Raw genomic sequence first — 13,676 nt, 5'->3', positions numbered from 1 at the left:
AAATTGCGGAACGGTTTACGCCGCCCGTCCGGGCTGGCAGAATGCCCTGATCCCAAGGAGTTCCGCCATGCCGAGCCGCGTTTCCCCCGAAACCATCGAAGCCTTCCGCCGTGACGGCGCCTGCGTGCTGCGCGGGGTCTTCACACCCTGGGTGGAGACGTTGCGGAAAGGCGTTGATCGCAACCTGGCCGAGCCCTCGGCGGATGTGAAGATTTACCAGGGCAAGGATGGGGCGGGCCGCTTCGTCGGCGACTACTGCAACTGGGACCGGATCCCTGAATACCGGGACTTCATCTTCAATTCGAAGGCCGCCGCAGTGGGCCGCGAGCTGATGGGCACCAGCACGGTGCGCCTGTTCCACGAGCATGTGCTGGTGAAGGAGCCGGGTGCCGACGTTCCCACCCCCTGGCACCAGGACCAGCCCTATTACTGCGTCGACGGCACCGACACCGTGTCACTGTGGATCCCGCTCGACAGCGTTCCGCGCGAGCGCACGCTGGAATTCGTCGCGGGCTCGCACAAGTCCGGAAAGTACTACCGCCCCGAGCGCTTCAACAAGACGGCGCTGAACGAGAACGACGGTCTGGAGCCGGTGCCGGACATCGACGGCAATCGTGACACGTTCAACGTGCTCGGCTGGGCGCTGGAGCCGGGCGATGCGGTGGCCTTCAACTACCTGACACTGCATGGTGCGCCCGCCAACAACAGCAAGGTCGAGCAGCGCCGCGCCTTCTCGCTGCGCCTGATGGGCGACAATGTGCGCTTTGCGCGCCGCGAGGGCATCAACACCTCGCCGCCCTTCAGGGGCGTGACGCTCGCCCATGGTGCGGTGATGGACGCGCCGGAGTTCCCGCTGCTGGCATCCTGACCCACGTCATCCCGGCGAAGGCCGGGACACCGCTTTCTTTCAACACATGCTGAGGCAAAGCGGGGCCCCGGCCTTCGCCGGGGTGACGGAATTATTGGGCAAACCGTCGCGGCGAAATCTCCGCCAGTACCAGGCCCTCGTCCATGATGTCCGTGGGCGGAGCATCTCCGCGCACCAGCGCTGCGGCAAGGCGTGACAGGGCAGGGGAGGACTGGATCCCATAGCCGCCCTGGCCGATCAGCCAGAAGAAGCCGTCGTCCTGTGCGTCATAGCCCACCACCGGGCAGCCATCCGGCGCGAAGGAGCGGAGCCCGCCCCACGTGCGTTCGACGCGGGTGACCTCGTAGTTCACCGCCTCGCTGAAGCGCGCGATGCCTTCGGCCAGCGTCATGTCGTCGGCATAGGCATCATGCGGGTCGACGGGGGTCGCCTCGGCGGGTGAAATGAGAAGCTTGCCGGACTGCGGCTTGCAGTACCAGGTCTCTCCCACGTCGCCGACCATCGGCCATTTCATGAAGTCCTCGCCCTCGGGGCCGGGCACCACGGCCATGGAGCGGCGCTTGGGCTGCAGGCCGATGGGCTTGCGCCCCGCCATCTGCGCCACCACGTCGCCCCAGGCGCCGGCCGCATCGACGATGATCGGTGCACGGAATGTTTCGCCCCTGGTGCGCACGGTCCACTGCCCGTTCTTCTCCAGCCCCTGCACCGCGTGGTCGCAGTGCACTTCACCACCACGCTGGCGGAACAGCTTCAGGTAATGCTGGTGCAAAGCATCGACGTCGATGTCGGCCGTGCCCTCGTCCAGCACCGCATGCGCGGCGTAACCGTCACGCAAGAACGGAAAGCGTTGCCGGGCCTCCGCCACGGAAATCTCGCGCATGCCCTTCTGGAAGCCCATGAGGTGCTGGAACTGTTCCCCCTGTTCGGGCGGTGCGAAGAACATGGTGTCGCGCTTCTCGAGGAAGCCGCCTGCCCAGAATTCTGCACCTGCGGCGCGCGTCAGCGCCAGCATCGGGGGCGAACCATAGTTCGGCTCATACATGGCAGCCGAGCGGCCGGTGGTGTGGTAGCCGGGCCGGTCCTCCATCTCGCAGATGGCGACGCGGCGGTTCGCGGCGAGGTGGGCCGCAACGGAAGCGCCGGCAATGCCGGCGCCAATGACGATGATGTCGAAATCCTTGCTCATGGACCCACTTAAGCGGGGCTCTGGCCCTTGCGCAAGAATGCCCCGCCGTTCCATCATGCCAGCCATGATAAAAGCCGTGCCAATCGGATATTGAGGTCAATCACCATGGATGAATTCAACAAGCCCCTGTCCGGGCTGGTCACCCCGCGCTTCGGTGCAATCGCCACCTTCATGCGCATGCCACATGTGTTGCTGGAAGATGCCAGGGGCATCGACATCGGCCTCGTGGGCATCCCATGGGATGGCGGCACGACGAACCGCCCGGGCCCGCGCCATGGCCCCCGCCAGATGCGCGACATGTCGTCCATGGTGCGCCCCATGCACCAGATCTCGCATGTGGTGCCCTCGAAGCTCGCAAATATCGCCGACCTCGGCGATTGCCCGGTGAACCCGGCGGACGTGATGGACGGGTTGAAGCGGGTGGAGACCTATTTCAAGAAGCTCGTCGCCAAGGGCATCCGCCCGCTGTCGGCGGGTGGCGACCATCTCTGCTCGCTGCCCGTGCTGCGCGCGGTGGGCGAGACGCAGCCCGTCGGAATGATCCATTTCGATGCTCACACCGATCTCTATGACGGCTATTTCGGCGGCTTCAAATACACCCACGGCACGCCCTTCCGCCGCGCCATCGAGGAAGGCGTGCTGGACCCCAAGCGCACCATCCAGATCGGGCTGCGCGGCTCGATGTATGACCTCGATGATTTCGAGTGGGGCGAGAAGATGGGCGTGCGTTTCATCCGCATCGAGGAGGCGATGGAGAAGGGCCCCAAGGCGGTGATGGAAGAGGCCCGCCGCATCGTCGGCGACGGCCCCACCTATGTGAGCTTCGATATCGACTGCCTCGACCCGGCCTATGCGCCCGGCACCGGCACGCCGGAAATCGGCGGCTTCACCACCTTCCAGGCCCAGCAGATGCTGCGCGAGATGAGGGGCCTGCACATCGTCGGCGGCGACGTCGTCGAAGTGTCACCGCCCTTCGACCCGTCAGGCGTCACCGCGCATGCCGGTGTGACCATGATGTTCGAAATCCTCTGCCCGATGGCGGAGGATGTGGCGAAGTGCAGGACGTAGGAAGCGTCTTCTCCCGCTTCTCCAGCGGGAGAAGAAGGGACCCGTTGCGGTGCGCAACGGGGAGATGAGGGAACTCTCGCGTTGCACGTGGTTCTGAGCCCGCTGCCCCTCACCTTCCCCAACTTCGTTGGGTCCCCTTCCTCTCCCGCCTTGCGGGAGAGGACAAGAATTACCGTCTCTTGAACGGCGCCATGCCCTCGCGGGCGAGCTCATCGGCGCGTTCGTTGTCGTCATGGCCGGCGTGGCCCTTCACCCAGTGCCATGACACCTTGTGCAGCTTCAGCGCATCGTCCAGTCGCTGCCACAACTCGGCGTTCTTGACGGGCTTCTTGTCGGCGGTCTTCCAGCCGTTCTTCTTCCAGCCGTGGATCCACTTGGTGATGCCGTCCTTCACGTAGCTGGAATCGACATGCATCTCCACCTCGCAGGGCCGCTTCAGCGCTTCCAGCGCCGAGATCGAACCCATCAGCTCCATGCGGTTGTTGGTGGTATCGGCCTCGCCGCCCGAAAGCTCCTTGCGCGTGCCATTGTAGTCGAGAATGGCGCCCCAGCCGCCGGGGCCCGGATTGCCGGAGCAGGCCCCGTCCGTATGCACGATCACCTTGTTCATCGTCATGGAGTGGCCGGAACCTCGCGCAGCTCACGCGGCAGCTTGAAGGAGACGTTCTCCTCCCGGAGCGTCACCTGCTCCACGCTCACCTCATAATGCGCGCGGAAGGCATCGATGATCTCGTTCACCAGCAGCTCAGGCGCCGAGGCGCCCGCCGTGATGCCCACCGTGGACAGTCCTTTGAGTGTCGACCAGTCGAGCTCGGCGGCGCGCTGCACCAGCATGGAGCGCGGCGTGCCGTTGCGCTCGCCAACTTCCACGAGACGGCGCGAGTTCGACGAGTTGGGAGCACCCACCACGAGGAGCAGCTCCACCTGAGGTGCGATCACTTTCACCGCCTCCTGCCGGTTGGTGGTGGCGTAGCAGATGTCCTCCTTGTAGGGCCCCTTGATCGACGGGAACCGTGCCTGCAGTGCCGCGATCACGTCCCTGGTGTCGTCCACCGACAGCGTGGTCTGGGTGATATAGGCGAGCTTCGCGGGGTCCTTCACCGTGAGCTGGCCCACGTCTTCCGGCGTCTCGATGAGGACCACGGCACCTTGCGGCAGCTGCCCCATGGTGCCGATCACCTCCGGGTGGCCCTTGTGGCCGATGAGGATGATCTCGAAGCCTTCCGCATGATGCCGCTGCGCCTCCATGTGCACCTTGGTGACGAGGGGACAGGTGGCGTCGAGCTGGAACATGTGGCGCGCGGTTGCCGCGGCGGGTACCGACTTGGGCACGCCATGGGCGGAGAACACCACCGGCCGGTCGTCATCGGGGATGTCATCCAGCTCGTCCACGAAGATGGCGCCCTTGGCCTTCAGGTCATCGACCACGAACTTGTTGTGCACGATCTCGTGGCGGACATAGACGGGGGCCCCATAGATGGCCAGCGCCCGCTCCACGATGTCGATCGCCCGCACCACCCCGGCGCAGAATCCGCGGGGGGCGGCAAGAAGGATTTTGAGAGGCGGCTTGCTCATGGCCCAAGAGATGCGGGGGGAGCCGCGCGTTGTCAACCCAGGGCCACGGATTTGCGGTGTCGCGACCTGTTGCCCGTGGTCAGGATCGCGGTATAGAACGTCATCATGACTGCGGGGCAGGGCAAGCACAGATGATGACGGTACCGGAGCAGTTCCTGCTCCTCACGCTCGACACGGAAACCGGGGAGTTTCTCAAGCTTCCGGAGGCCTATAACAGCGCCGCCTTTGCGGGGGCAGCCCTCATGGAATTGGCGTTGGCCGGGCGCATCGACAGTGACCTTGACCGCGTCTGGGTGGTCGACCCTGCGGTGACCGGCGATGCCGCACTCGACCCCGTGCTGAGCGCCATGTCGGCGGCGGGAGCCCCCTCGAACGTCGAGCGCTTCGTCGAGAAGCTCGTGCCGATGGGGGCACAGGTGCGCGAGGCCGCGCTCAATGGCCTCGTGGCCCGCGGCGTGCTGGAACAATCCGAGCGCAAGTCGCTGTTCCGCAAACCGCAGACGTCATTCGCCCTGCAGGACCGCGCGAGCCTCGCGGGGCTGAAGGAGGCGCTCGGCGCGGTGCTGCTCGGCACGGCGATGCCGGAACCGCGCGATGTCTGCATCATGACGCTGGCCAAGACCTGCGACATGATGGACCGCGTCATCCCGCCCGAGGATTCGCGCAAGGCGCTGGACCGGCTCGAGGCCTTCTCCAAGACGGAGCTGATCGGCCAGACGGTGCGGCGCTATCTCTATCTCTATGAGCGTGACATCGCGCGGTCGTGATGGCCGCCGTGCTCCTGCCTGACAAGATGACCGAGACCCGCGCCGAAATCCGCCTGCCCACCCAGGAACTCCGCGACGACCTGGCCTTCTTCACCAAGGTCCTGAAGATGCGGCTGGACATGATTTACCCGGCCGACAACCCGGAAGTCGCCGTGCTGTCAGGCCATGGCCTCAGGCTGCGGATCGAGAAGGGCGCCGCCGAACCCCCCGGCACCATCCGGATTCTCACCGAGGACCCGGACGGATTCGCCGGCGGCCAGCGCATCCTCACCGCGCCCAACGGCTCAAGGGTGGAGATCGACGAACTGAACCCGCCGCTGGTGCTGCCCATAACCGAGCACGCCTTCGTGGTGCGGCGGCTCGCCGACCAGGCACCCTGGGTCATCGGCCGGGCGGGGATGCTCTACCGCGACCTCGTGCCCTCCCGCCTTGGTGGCGCGATGATTGCCTCACACATCCGCATTCCCGACGGTGGCCCGGTGCCGGACATGGTGCATTTCCACAAGGTGGGCTTCCAGCTCATCTTCTGCATCAAGGGCTGGGTCGATGTGCTCTACGAAGACCAGGGCGGTCCGATCCGGCTGCATGCCGGTGACTGCTTCATCCAGCCCCCTGAAATCCGCCACCGCGTGCTCGAGGCCAGCGACGGCATCGAGGTGATCGAGATCGGCGTTCCCGCCGAGCATGTGACCGAGATCGACCACGTCCTCACACTGCCGACGTCACAGCTCAGGCCAGAGCGCGAATGGCAGGGCCAGCGCTTCGTCCACAATGTCGGCACGACGGGCGAATTCCGCCCCTTCCGCTTGCCCGGCTTCGTGGCGCGGGATACGACCATCAACGCCAACACCAAGGGGGTGGCCTCCGTCATGGTGGCCAAGCCCGATGGTCAGGAAAAGCGCTGGACGGTGCACCACGGTGACATCCTGTTCACCTTCGTGATGAAGGGCACCATGGTTCTGGAGGGCGAGGGCATGGAACCGTTTACACTGTCGACGGGTGATGCCTTCGCTATCCCGCCCGGGTTCAAGACCCGCTATTCCGCAGCCTCGGGTGATCTTGAACTGCTGGAAGTATCGCTCCCCGGTGTATTTTCCACAGAGCAGCTCTGACGTCAGGCGCGCTTGACTTGAATGACCATCGGCCTACTCTCGCCCCGTTCAGCACAGCGCCCTGTGCGGAAGAGACCGGGTCAAACCGGCGCCGAAGGAGCAACCGCCCCGGAAACTCTCAGGCAAAAGGACCGGCAGGGCGTAAGGTCGAACTCTGGAGAGTAGCGGGTCTGTGACAGTTCCCGCTCACCGAAGGAGCAAGCATCCGCATCCCGGATGTGAAATCTCTCAGGTCTCGTACAGAGGGGGCAGATCCGGCTTCGCCGGGTCTGGCCACGCTTTGTCCGGAGACGCGATTGAGATGAGCGACAGCGCTCCCCACCGAACTTCCCTTTACGAGAACCACGTGAAGCTGGGCGCCCGCATGGTGCCCTTCGCAGGCTATGACATGCCGGTGCAATACCCCGCAGGCATCATCGCCGAGCACAACTGGACGCGCCAGAGCGCAGGCCTCTTCGATGTCTCCCACATGGGCCAGTGCCTTCTTGAAGGCGCTGACTTCGAGACGGTGGCAAAAGCCATGGAGGCGCTCGTCCCCGCCGATGTGCTGAGCCTGAAGCCCCACCAGCAGCGCTATTCGCAGTTCCTCAACGAAGAGGGCGGCACGCTGGATGACCTGATGATCACCCGCCACGTGAAGGACGGAACGCTCTACGTGGTCGTCAATGCCGGCCGCAAGGAACATGACTACGGCTGGATGCAGAAGCATTTGGCCGAGGGCGTGAAGCTCACACGGCGTGACGATCTCTCGCTTGTCGCGCTGCAGGGCCCCAAGGGCGAGGAGGCGCTGGCGAAGCTGGCGCCCGCGGTGAAGGACATTGCCTTCATGCATTACGCTGACGTCGAGATCGGCGGCATCAGTGCCCGGGTCTCGCGCTCGGGCTACACCGGCGAGGACGGCTTCGAAATCTCGGTGTCCAGCGCCGATGCTTCGAAGCTGTGGGATCTTCTGCTGTCAGACCCGCTGGTGAAGCCGGTGGGGCTGGGCGCGCGCGATTCGCTGCGCCTCGAAGGCGGGCTCTGCCTTTATGGCCATGAGCTCGACGAGGCGATCTCGCCGGTCGAGGCCGATCTCGTGTGGTCGATCCAGAAGCGCCGGAGAACCGAAGGCGGCTTCATCGGTGCAGCCCGCGTGCAGAAGGAACTCGCTGAAGGCGCGGCGCGAAAGCGCGTCGGCATCAAGCCCGAGGGCCGCGCTCCGGCGCGTGATGGCACGGTTGTCACCGATGCTGCCGGCCGCGAGATCGGAAAGATCACCTCCGGCGGCTTCGGTCCCTCAGTCGGCGGCCCCGTTGCCATGGGCTATGTCGACACCGCAAGCGCCGCACCGGGTACGAAAATCAATCTCATCGTGCGCGGGCAACCCTTGCCCGCCGAAATCGTCACCCTTCCCTTCATTCCCAACCGCTTCAAACGCTAGGAGCCTCTCCACATGACTGCCAAGTACAGCAAGGACCATGAGTGGGTGATCGTCGAGAACGGCATCGCCACCATCGGCATCACCAACCACGCCCAGGAGCAGCTGGGTGACGTGGTCTTCATCGAGCTTCCGGCGATCGGCAAGAAGGTCGCCGCACATGAGCAGGCCGCCGTCGTCGAAAGCGTCAAGGCCGCGAGCGAGGTCTATGTGCCCGTCTCGGGCGAGGTCGTCGAAGTGAACAAGGAACTCGAAGGCGATCCGGCGCTCGTCAACCGCGATGCCGAGAGCGGCGCATGGTTCATGAAGGTGAAGCTCTCGAACCCGGCCGAACTCGACGAGCTGATGGACAAACCCGCCTATGACAAGCTGGTGAACGGATAAGATCATGGCCACCCGCCCCACATTCGCCGAGCTTGAACCCGGCGCGAACTTCATTGCCCGCCACATCGGGCCCGACTCCACCGACACCGCCGAGATGCTGAAGAGCCTCGGCGCCACATCGCTCGATGACTTCATCGCCCAGGTGGTGCCGGAGAATATCCGCACCAAGCGGCCCCTCGAACTCAAGAAGGCCATGCCGGAGCGCACGGCGCTGTCCTATCTCCGTGCCATGGCGGAGCGGAACGACGTCTTCGTCTCGATGATCGGCATGGGCTACTACGGCACCGTCACGCCCAAGGTCATCCTGCGCAACGTGCTGGAGAACCCCGGCTGGTACACCGCCTATACGCCCTACCAGGCGGAGGTGAGCCAGGGCCGCCTCGAAGCACTGTTGAACTTCCAGCAGATGATCATCGACATGACCGGCCTCGAGATCGCCAATGCCTCGCTCTTGGATGAGAGCACCGCCGCGGCAGAGGCCATGAGCATGGCCAAGCGCGCGGTGAAGACCACCGCCAATGCCTTCTTCATAGATCATGACACGCACCCGCAGACCATCGGCGTGATCGAGACCCGCGCGCGCGCCTTCGGCTATGACGTCATCATCGGTGACCCGATGAAGGACCTGAAGCCGGAGACAGTCTTCGCGGCACTGCTCTCCTATCCGGGTTCCTCCGGCGAGGTGCGCGACTGGCGCGGCGTGATCTCGAAGCTCCATGGTGCCGGCGCGCTGGCCATCATGGCCACCGACCTGCTGGCGCTGGCGCTGCTCACGCCGCCGGGCGAGCTTGGGGCGGACATCGCCATCGGCTCCGCCCAGCGCTTCGGCGTGCCCATGGGCTATGGCGGCCCACATGCCGCCTTCTTCGCCACCAAGGATGAATACAAGCGCGCCATGCCGGGCCGCGTCATCGGCGTCTCGGTCGATGCCGAGGGCCACCGCGCGCTGCGCATGGCGCTGCAGACGCGCGAGCAGCATATCCGCCGCGAGAAGGCGACCAGCAACATCTGCACCGCGCAGGTGCTGCTGGCGGTCATCGCCGCCATGTTCGCCGTCTATAACGGGCCCAAGGGCATAAGGAAAATGGCCGAACGCACCCACCGCATGGCGGAGATTTTCGCCGCCGCGGTGACGGGCTTCGGCTATGAGGTGACGACGAAGAGCTTCTTCGACACGGTGACGATCCACGCGCCGGGCCGCGCCCACGCGCTGTGGGCCAAGGCCAAGGAACAGCGCATCAACCTGCGCTTCGTCGATGCCGATCATCTCGGCATCTCGTTCGACCAGTCGATCCGCCGGCAGGAACTCGAACGCCTCCTGACCGTATTCAAGACCGACGCGCTTGAGCGCATCTCGATCGACGAGGTCGACGCCAGGGTGAAGGAGACGATCCCGGAGGCGCTGCGCCGCACCTCGAGCTATCTCACGCATCCCGTTTTCTCGATGTATCATTCGGAAACCGAAATGCTGCGCTATCTGCGGCATCTGCAGGTGAAGGACGTGGCGCTGGACCAGGCGATGATTCCGCTCGGCTCCTGCACCATGAAGCTCAACGCCACGACGGAGATGATCCCCGTCACCTGGCGCAGCTTCTCGATGCTGCATCCCTTTGCACCGCTGGAACAGGCGCAGGGCTACCAGCAGCTCTTCGAGGAGCTGGAGGAGATGCTGGCGGAGATCACCGGCTTCGATGCCGTGTCGCTGCAGCCCAATGCCGGCAGCCAGGGCGAATATGCGGGCCTCCTCGCCATTCGCGGCTATCATGACTCAGCGGGTGATACGCAGCGCGACGTGTGCCTGATCCCCGTCTCGGCGCATGGCACCAATCCGGCTTCCGCCGTCATGGCGGGCATGAAGGTGGTGGTCGTGGCCTGCGACGAGCATGGCAACGTCGACGTGGCTGACCTCAAGAAGAAGGCGACCGAGCACAAGGACCATCTGGCGGCCCTCATGATCACCTATCCGTCCACGCATGGCGTGTTCGAGACGGCGATCAAGGAGATCTGCGACACGGTGCACGCCAATGGCGGGCAGGTCTATCTCGACGGCGCCAACCTCAATGCGCAGGTGGGCCTCGTCAGGCCAGCTGAATTGGGCGCGGACGTCTGCCACATGAACCTGCACAAGACCTTCTGCATCCCGCATGGCGGCGGCGGGCCGGGCGTTGGCCCGATCGGCGTCAAGGCGCATCTGGCGCCCTTCCTGCCGGGCCATGGCGTCGTCACGGGTGTGAACCCCGCAGCGGGCAAGGACCAGAGCCAGGGTGCCGTCTCGGCCGCCCCCTGGGGCTCGGCCTCGATCCTGCCGATCTCATGGACCTATATCGCCATGATGGGCGGCGAGGGACTGAAGAAGGCGACGATGATGGCCATCCTCAACGCCAACTACATGGCCAAGCGCCTCGATCCACATTTCCCGGTGCTCTACAAGGGGCCCGGCGGCTTCGTGGCGCATGAGTGCATCATCGACCTGCGCTGGCTGAAGGAGCGCACGGGGCTTTCGGTTGAAGACGTGGCCAAGCGCCTCGTCGACTATGGCTTCCACGCGCCCACCATGTCCTTCCCCGTCCCCGACACGTTGATGATCGAGCCGACGGAATCGGAATCCAAGCGTGAGCTCGACCGGTTCTGCGACGCGATGATCGAGATCAGGAAGGAGATCGCCGAGGTGGAGGAGGGAAGAGCCGACAGGCTCGACAACGTGCTGAAGAACGCGCCCCACACCCACCGCCTGCTGCTGGGCGATTGGAAGCACCCCTACTCGAAGGAGAAGGCCTTCTTCCCGCTGAAGGGCTATCCCAACGACAAGTACTGGCCGCCGGTGGCCCGCGTCGACAACGTGTTCGGCGACCGCAACCTCGTCTGCACCTGCCCGCCCATGGCGAATTACATGGAGGCGGCGGAGTAGCGCAAAGGCCCGGCATCCCGGCGAAAGCCGGGACCCCGCTTTCCGATTGGCGGAGGCCTGAAGCGGGGCCGAGCCTTCACGGGGGTGACAGAAGGAGGTGTTGACGCCGAACGCAAACCCGTTTCTGCGCGGAAGTGTTTGCGCTAATCTCTTTCTCCGATAAGGATTCGGGGGCCATGACGCCGAACCAAGTCCTGGAAGACCTTCAAACAAGCAGGACCGCGCCGCTTGCAGCCATTCAGGCGGCGCTTGCCGACCGGGAAGCGATGTTGCCGGTGTTTCTGCAGGCATTCAAACAGGCCGCGCAGACGCCTTATGAGGGCCTGCCCTATCGCGACGCCTATGGCCTGATGCTAGAGATTCTCGGTCAGTGGGGCGACTCGCGCAGCTACCGCCCGATCGCGGCATTTCTGCGCCTCGATGAGGAGGTTTTGGAAGGGCTGCTGGGCGATTGCCTGACGGAGATCGGAAACCGCGTGCTGACAAACGTGGCGGACAGCGACCTGACGCCGCTGCGCGACATCATTCTCGATCCCAAAGCCTATAGCTTCGCGCGCAGCCAGGCGATCTCCGCCGTCGTGCGCATCGGCATTGACCGGCCGGAACAGCGGCAGGACGCCATCGCCCTCATTGGCAGCATTAAGCCGCAGCTCGAACCCGGCGCACACATGGTGGTGACGAACGAGTGGGCCGCCGCCGTCGCCATGCTGGGCGTTGGCGATTGGCTGCCGGAAGCCCGCGCGGTGATTGCCGCGGTCCCGCGCCGTGAAGCGATTTACGCGCTGGACGATTTCGACGCCATCGATCAGGGCCGGCCAAGAGATCTCTCGGATGACGGCTGGTATGGCAGGTGCTTCATCCATCCGCATCGGATCGACGCCATCGAAGACGTCTCGCGCTGGTATCGCTATTCGGAAGCCTACATCAGAGAGAACAGCGCCAAAGCGTCCGGCGCCGGCGGCTCAGCCTTTCCGTGGGACTTGGCGGACATCGCCTATAACCCCAACCGCCACGTGGGACGAAACGATCCGTGCCCCTGCGGTTCCGGCAAGAAATTCAAGAAGTGCTGCCTCGCCTGAGGTGAGTTCCGCCGCCGCTTTCCCACCCCGCATTGCCGTCCTCCCGGCGAAGGCCGGGAACCAGCTGTCCGCGTGGCCGATGCCCAAAACTGGGCCCCGGCTTTCGCCGGGGTGACGGGTGAGAGTGGGGGCGGACGACAAATAAAAAAGCCCGGGCTCTCGGCCGGGCTCTTCGATCCGTTCTGAGAAACCCTCAATTCAGCCGGTTCTTCACCGCGCCGATCGACTGCGAGATGAGCTCCGCGCCTTTGGAGCCCCTGGCCGCTTCCGCGGCAAGGTGGTGGGATGCGGCGATGGCGAGGTCGGTTGCGACGTTGCGCACGTCCTTGATCGCGGCGGCTTCGGCCTGGGCGATCTTCTGCTCGGCTTGGCGGGAGCGGCGCTCCAGCGACTCGGTCAGCTTGCGGCGCGTCTCGGTGGCGAACTCCTCGGCATCCGACTTGGCGGCGGAGATGATGGAGGCAGCCTCCTTCTCGGCGTCGAGGCGCTTCTGCTTGTATTCGGCGAGAAGCGCTTCAGCATCCTTGCGGAGCTGCGTTGCGAGCTCGAGTTCCTTGCGGATCCTGTCCGCACGGCTGTCGAGACCCGCACCCAGCTTCTTGAACGCGCCGGCATAGGCAGCGATCGCGAGGAAGATGATCAGCGCCACCAGGGCGAAGAATGTTGCGTCAAAGTGCATCGTTCTTCTCCCTTAGCCCTTGAGACCGGCAATGGCCTTGGCGGCCTGTTCTTTGCTCACGGGTGCACCCGTCAGCGCCGAGACGATCTCTGCGGCGGTTTCGGCGGCAACCTCATGCACGTCCTGCATCGCCTTCGCCTTGGTGGCGGAGATGCGGGAGTCAGCCTCGGCGAGCTTCACCGACAGGGTCTTTTCGAGGGCCGAACGTTCGGTCTCGATTTCGGCCGCGATCTTCGCGCGCGTCTCGGTGGCGATGCCCTGCGCATTGGCGCGGGCATCGGCCAGCGACTTTTCGTAGTGCTGGATCGCCGCCTCGGTCTCGTGCTTCAGCGCCGAGGCCTTGGAGAGGTCGCTCTCGATGGCCTTGTGGCGGTTCTTCAGCACCGCTTCCATGCGCGGCAGCGCCACCTTGCTCATCAGCAGGTAGAGCAGCGCGAAGAAGATCACCAGCCAGAAGATCTGGGAGGGGAAGGAATGCGCGTCCATCGGCGGGAAGCCGCCGTGGTGGCCGCCTTCAGCCCCCGTGCCCTCTGTGGTGGCCGTGGCCGCACCTTCCTCCGCCGCTGCCGGGGCAGGGGCTTCGGTGGTGGTGGCCTGGGCGATGACGAGTGTCGATTGCGACATGTCTTGAGC

Annotated in this window: 13 protein-coding genes and 2 riboswitches; of the genes, 8 read left to right on the top strand and 5 right to left on the bottom strand. The window is 64.8% G+C overall.

Translation table 11 applies throughout. The annotated features are described in order from the left end of the window. Nucleotides 1-67: 67 nt before the first annotated feature. Nucleotides 68-868 carry a phytanoyl-CoA dioxygenase family protein gene (locus WCJ41_RS00405; RefSeq protein WP_336903830.1) on the top strand — a complete coding sequence of 267 codons (801 nt, stop codon included), beginning with the start codon at nucleotides 68-70 and terminating at the stop codon, nucleotides 866-868. Nucleotides 869-959: 91 nt separating this feature from the next. Here WCJ41_RS00405 and WCJ41_RS00400 read toward each other — a convergent pair whose 3' ends face one another. Beyond that, entirely contained in the window at nucleotides 960-2,054 is a 1,095-nt protein-coding gene (locus WCJ41_RS00400) for an FAD-binding oxidoreductase (RefSeq protein ID WP_336903829.1), read from the bottom strand. A 105-nt stretch (nucleotides 2,055-2,159) separates the two neighbouring features. On the opposite strand from WCJ41_RS00400, the gene speB reads away from it, so the two are divergent. Next, nucleotides 2,160-3,122: an agmatinase gene (gene speB, locus WCJ41_RS00395; protein ID WP_336903828.1), complete on the top strand. Its 963-nt coding sequence runs from the start codon at nucleotides 2,160-2,162 to the stop codon at nucleotides 3,120-3,122. A 169-nt stretch (nucleotides 3,123-3,291) separates the two neighbouring features. On the opposite strand, the gene rnhA is transcribed toward speB, so the two are convergent. Both rnhA and ispH read right to left on the bottom strand, forming a co-directional pair. Further along, complete coding sequence (rnhA, locus tag WCJ41_RS00390) at nucleotides 3,292-3,732, bottom strand: ribonuclease HI (protein WP_336903908.1); 441 nt, start codon at nucleotides 3,730-3,732, stop codon at nucleotides 3,292-3,294. A gap of 2 nt (nucleotides 3,733-3,734) precedes the next feature. Next, nucleotides 3,735-4,697: a 4-hydroxy-3-methylbut-2-enyl diphosphate reductase gene (gene ispH / locus WCJ41_RS00385; RefSeq protein ID WP_336903827.1), complete on the bottom strand. Its 963-nt coding sequence runs from the start codon at nucleotides 4,695-4,697 to the stop codon at nucleotides 3,735-3,737. Nucleotides 4,698-4,828: 131 nt separating this feature from the next. On the opposite strand from ispH, the gene WCJ41_RS00380 reads away from it, so the two are divergent. The 6 genes from WCJ41_RS00380 to WCJ41_RS00355 all read left to right on the top strand — a co-directional run bounded on the left by WCJ41_RS00380 (nucleotide 4,829) and on the right by WCJ41_RS00355 (nucleotide 12,364). Next, nucleotides 4,829-5,464 carry a GPP34 family phosphoprotein gene (locus WCJ41_RS00380; RefSeq protein ID WP_336903826.1) on the top strand — a complete coding sequence of 212 codons (636 nt, stop codon included), beginning with the start codon at nucleotides 4,829-4,831 and terminating at the stop codon, nucleotides 5,462-5,464. Beyond that, entirely contained in the window at nucleotides 5,464-6,576 is a 1,113-nt protein-coding gene (locus WCJ41_RS00375; protein WP_336903825.1) for a cupin domain-containing protein, read from the top strand. The genes WCJ41_RS00380 and WCJ41_RS00375 overlap by 1 nt, the downstream gene beginning before the upstream one ends. Before the next feature lie 55 nt (nucleotides 6,577-6,631). Continuing rightward, nucleotides 6,632-6,720, top strand: a riboswitch (glycine riboswitch). Continuing rightward, nucleotides 6,721-6,829: riboswitch (glycine riboswitch) on the top strand. 48 nt (nucleotides 6,830-6,877) lie between these two features. Further along, entirely contained in the window at nucleotides 6,878-7,996 is a 1,119-nt protein-coding gene (gcvT, locus tag WCJ41_RS00370) for a glycine cleavage system aminomethyltransferase GcvT (protein ID WP_336903824.1), read from the top strand. A gap of 12 nt (nucleotides 7,997-8,008) precedes the next feature. Continuing rightward, on the top strand, nucleotides 8,009-8,377 hold the full coding sequence (gene gcvH / locus WCJ41_RS00365; protein WP_336903823.1) for a glycine cleavage system protein GcvH: 369 nt from the start codon (nucleotides 8,009-8,011) through the stop codon (nucleotides 8,375-8,377). A gap of 4 nt (nucleotides 8,378-8,381) precedes the next feature. Then, nucleotides 8,382-11,285 (top strand): aminomethyl-transferring glycine dehydrogenase, encoded by a 2,904-nt coding sequence (gcvP, locus tag WCJ41_RS00360; RefSeq protein WP_336903822.1) that lies wholly within the window; start codon nucleotides 8,382-8,384, stop codon nucleotides 11,283-11,285. A gap of 176 nt (nucleotides 11,286-11,461) precedes the next feature. Further along, the gene (locus tag WCJ41_RS00355; RefSeq protein WP_336903821.1) at nucleotides 11,462-12,364 is read left to right on the top strand and encodes a DUF1186 domain-containing protein; all 903 of its coding nucleotides are present in this window, start codon (nucleotides 11,462-11,464) and stop codon (nucleotides 12,362-12,364) included. A gap of 193 nt (nucleotides 12,365-12,557) precedes the next feature. Here the strand turns inward: WCJ41_RS00355 and WCJ41_RS00350 are convergent, their stop codons facing one another. Together WCJ41_RS00350 and WCJ41_RS00345 are read right to left on the bottom strand one after the other, a co-directional pair. Further along, entirely contained in the window at nucleotides 12,558-13,043 is a 486-nt protein-coding gene (locus tag WCJ41_RS00350; RefSeq protein WP_336903820.1) for an ATP F0F1 synthase subunit B, read from the bottom strand. A gap of 12 nt (nucleotides 13,044-13,055) precedes the next feature. Then, nucleotides 13,056-13,667: a F0F1 ATP synthase subunit B gene (locus tag WCJ41_RS00345; RefSeq protein ID WP_336903819.1), complete on the bottom strand. Its 612-nt coding sequence runs from the start codon at nucleotides 13,665-13,667 to the stop codon at nucleotides 13,056-13,058. Nucleotides 13,668-13,676 lie beyond the last annotated feature (9 nt).

The sequence above is a fragment of the Aestuariivirga sp. genome (assembly GCF_037139295.1).
Lineage (GTDB): Bacteria > Pseudomonadota > Alphaproteobacteria > Rhizobiales > Aestuariivirgaceae > Aestuariivirga.
Note: the sequence above shows the minus strand (reverse complement) of the source record. Positions and strands in the feature narration are given on the sequence as shown.

Coding starts and splice junctions, on each gene's coding strand:
- WCJ41_RS00405 (WP_336903830.1), top strand. CDS start 68: ATGCCGAGCCGCGTTTCCCCCGAAACCATCGAAGCCTTCCGCCGTGAC.
- WCJ41_RS00400 (WP_336903829.1), bottom strand. CDS start 2,054: ATGAGCAAGGATTTCGACATCATCGTCATTGGCGCCGGCATTGCCGGC.
- speB (WP_336903828.1), top strand. CDS start 2,160: ATGGATGAATTCAACAAGCCCCTGTCCGGGCTGGTCACCCCGCGCTTC.
- rnhA (WP_336903908.1), bottom strand. CDS start 3,732: ATGAACAAGGTGATCGTGCATACGGACGGGGCCTGCTCCGGCAATCCG.
- ispH (WP_336903827.1), bottom strand. CDS start 4,697: ATGAGCAAGCCGCCTCTCAAAATCCTTCTTGCCGCCCCCCGCGGATTC.
- WCJ41_RS00380 (WP_336903826.1), top strand. CDS start 4,829: ATGATGACGGTACCGGAGCAGTTCCTGCTCCTCACGCTCGACACGGAA.
- WCJ41_RS00375 (WP_336903825.1), top strand. CDS start 5,464: ATGGCCGCCGTGCTCCTGCCTGACAAGATGACCGAGACCCGCGCCGAA.
- gcvT (WP_336903824.1), top strand. CDS start 6,878: ATGAGCGACAGCGCTCCCCACCGAACTTCCCTTTACGAGAACCACGTG.
- gcvH (WP_336903823.1), top strand. CDS start 8,009: ATGACTGCCAAGTACAGCAAGGACCATGAGTGGGTGATCGTCGAGAAC.
- gcvP (WP_336903822.1), top strand. CDS start 8,382: ATGGCCACCCGCCCCACATTCGCCGAGCTTGAACCCGGCGCGAACTTC.
- WCJ41_RS00355 (WP_336903821.1), top strand. CDS start 11,462: ATGACGCCGAACCAAGTCCTGGAAGACCTTCAAACAAGCAGGACCGCG.
- WCJ41_RS00350 (WP_336903820.1), bottom strand. CDS start 13,043: ATGCACTTTGACGCAACATTCTTCGCCCTGGTGGCGCTGATCATCTTC.
- WCJ41_RS00345 (WP_336903819.1), bottom strand. CDS start 13,667: ATGTCGCAATCGACACTCGTCATCGCCCAGGCCACCACCACCGAAGCC.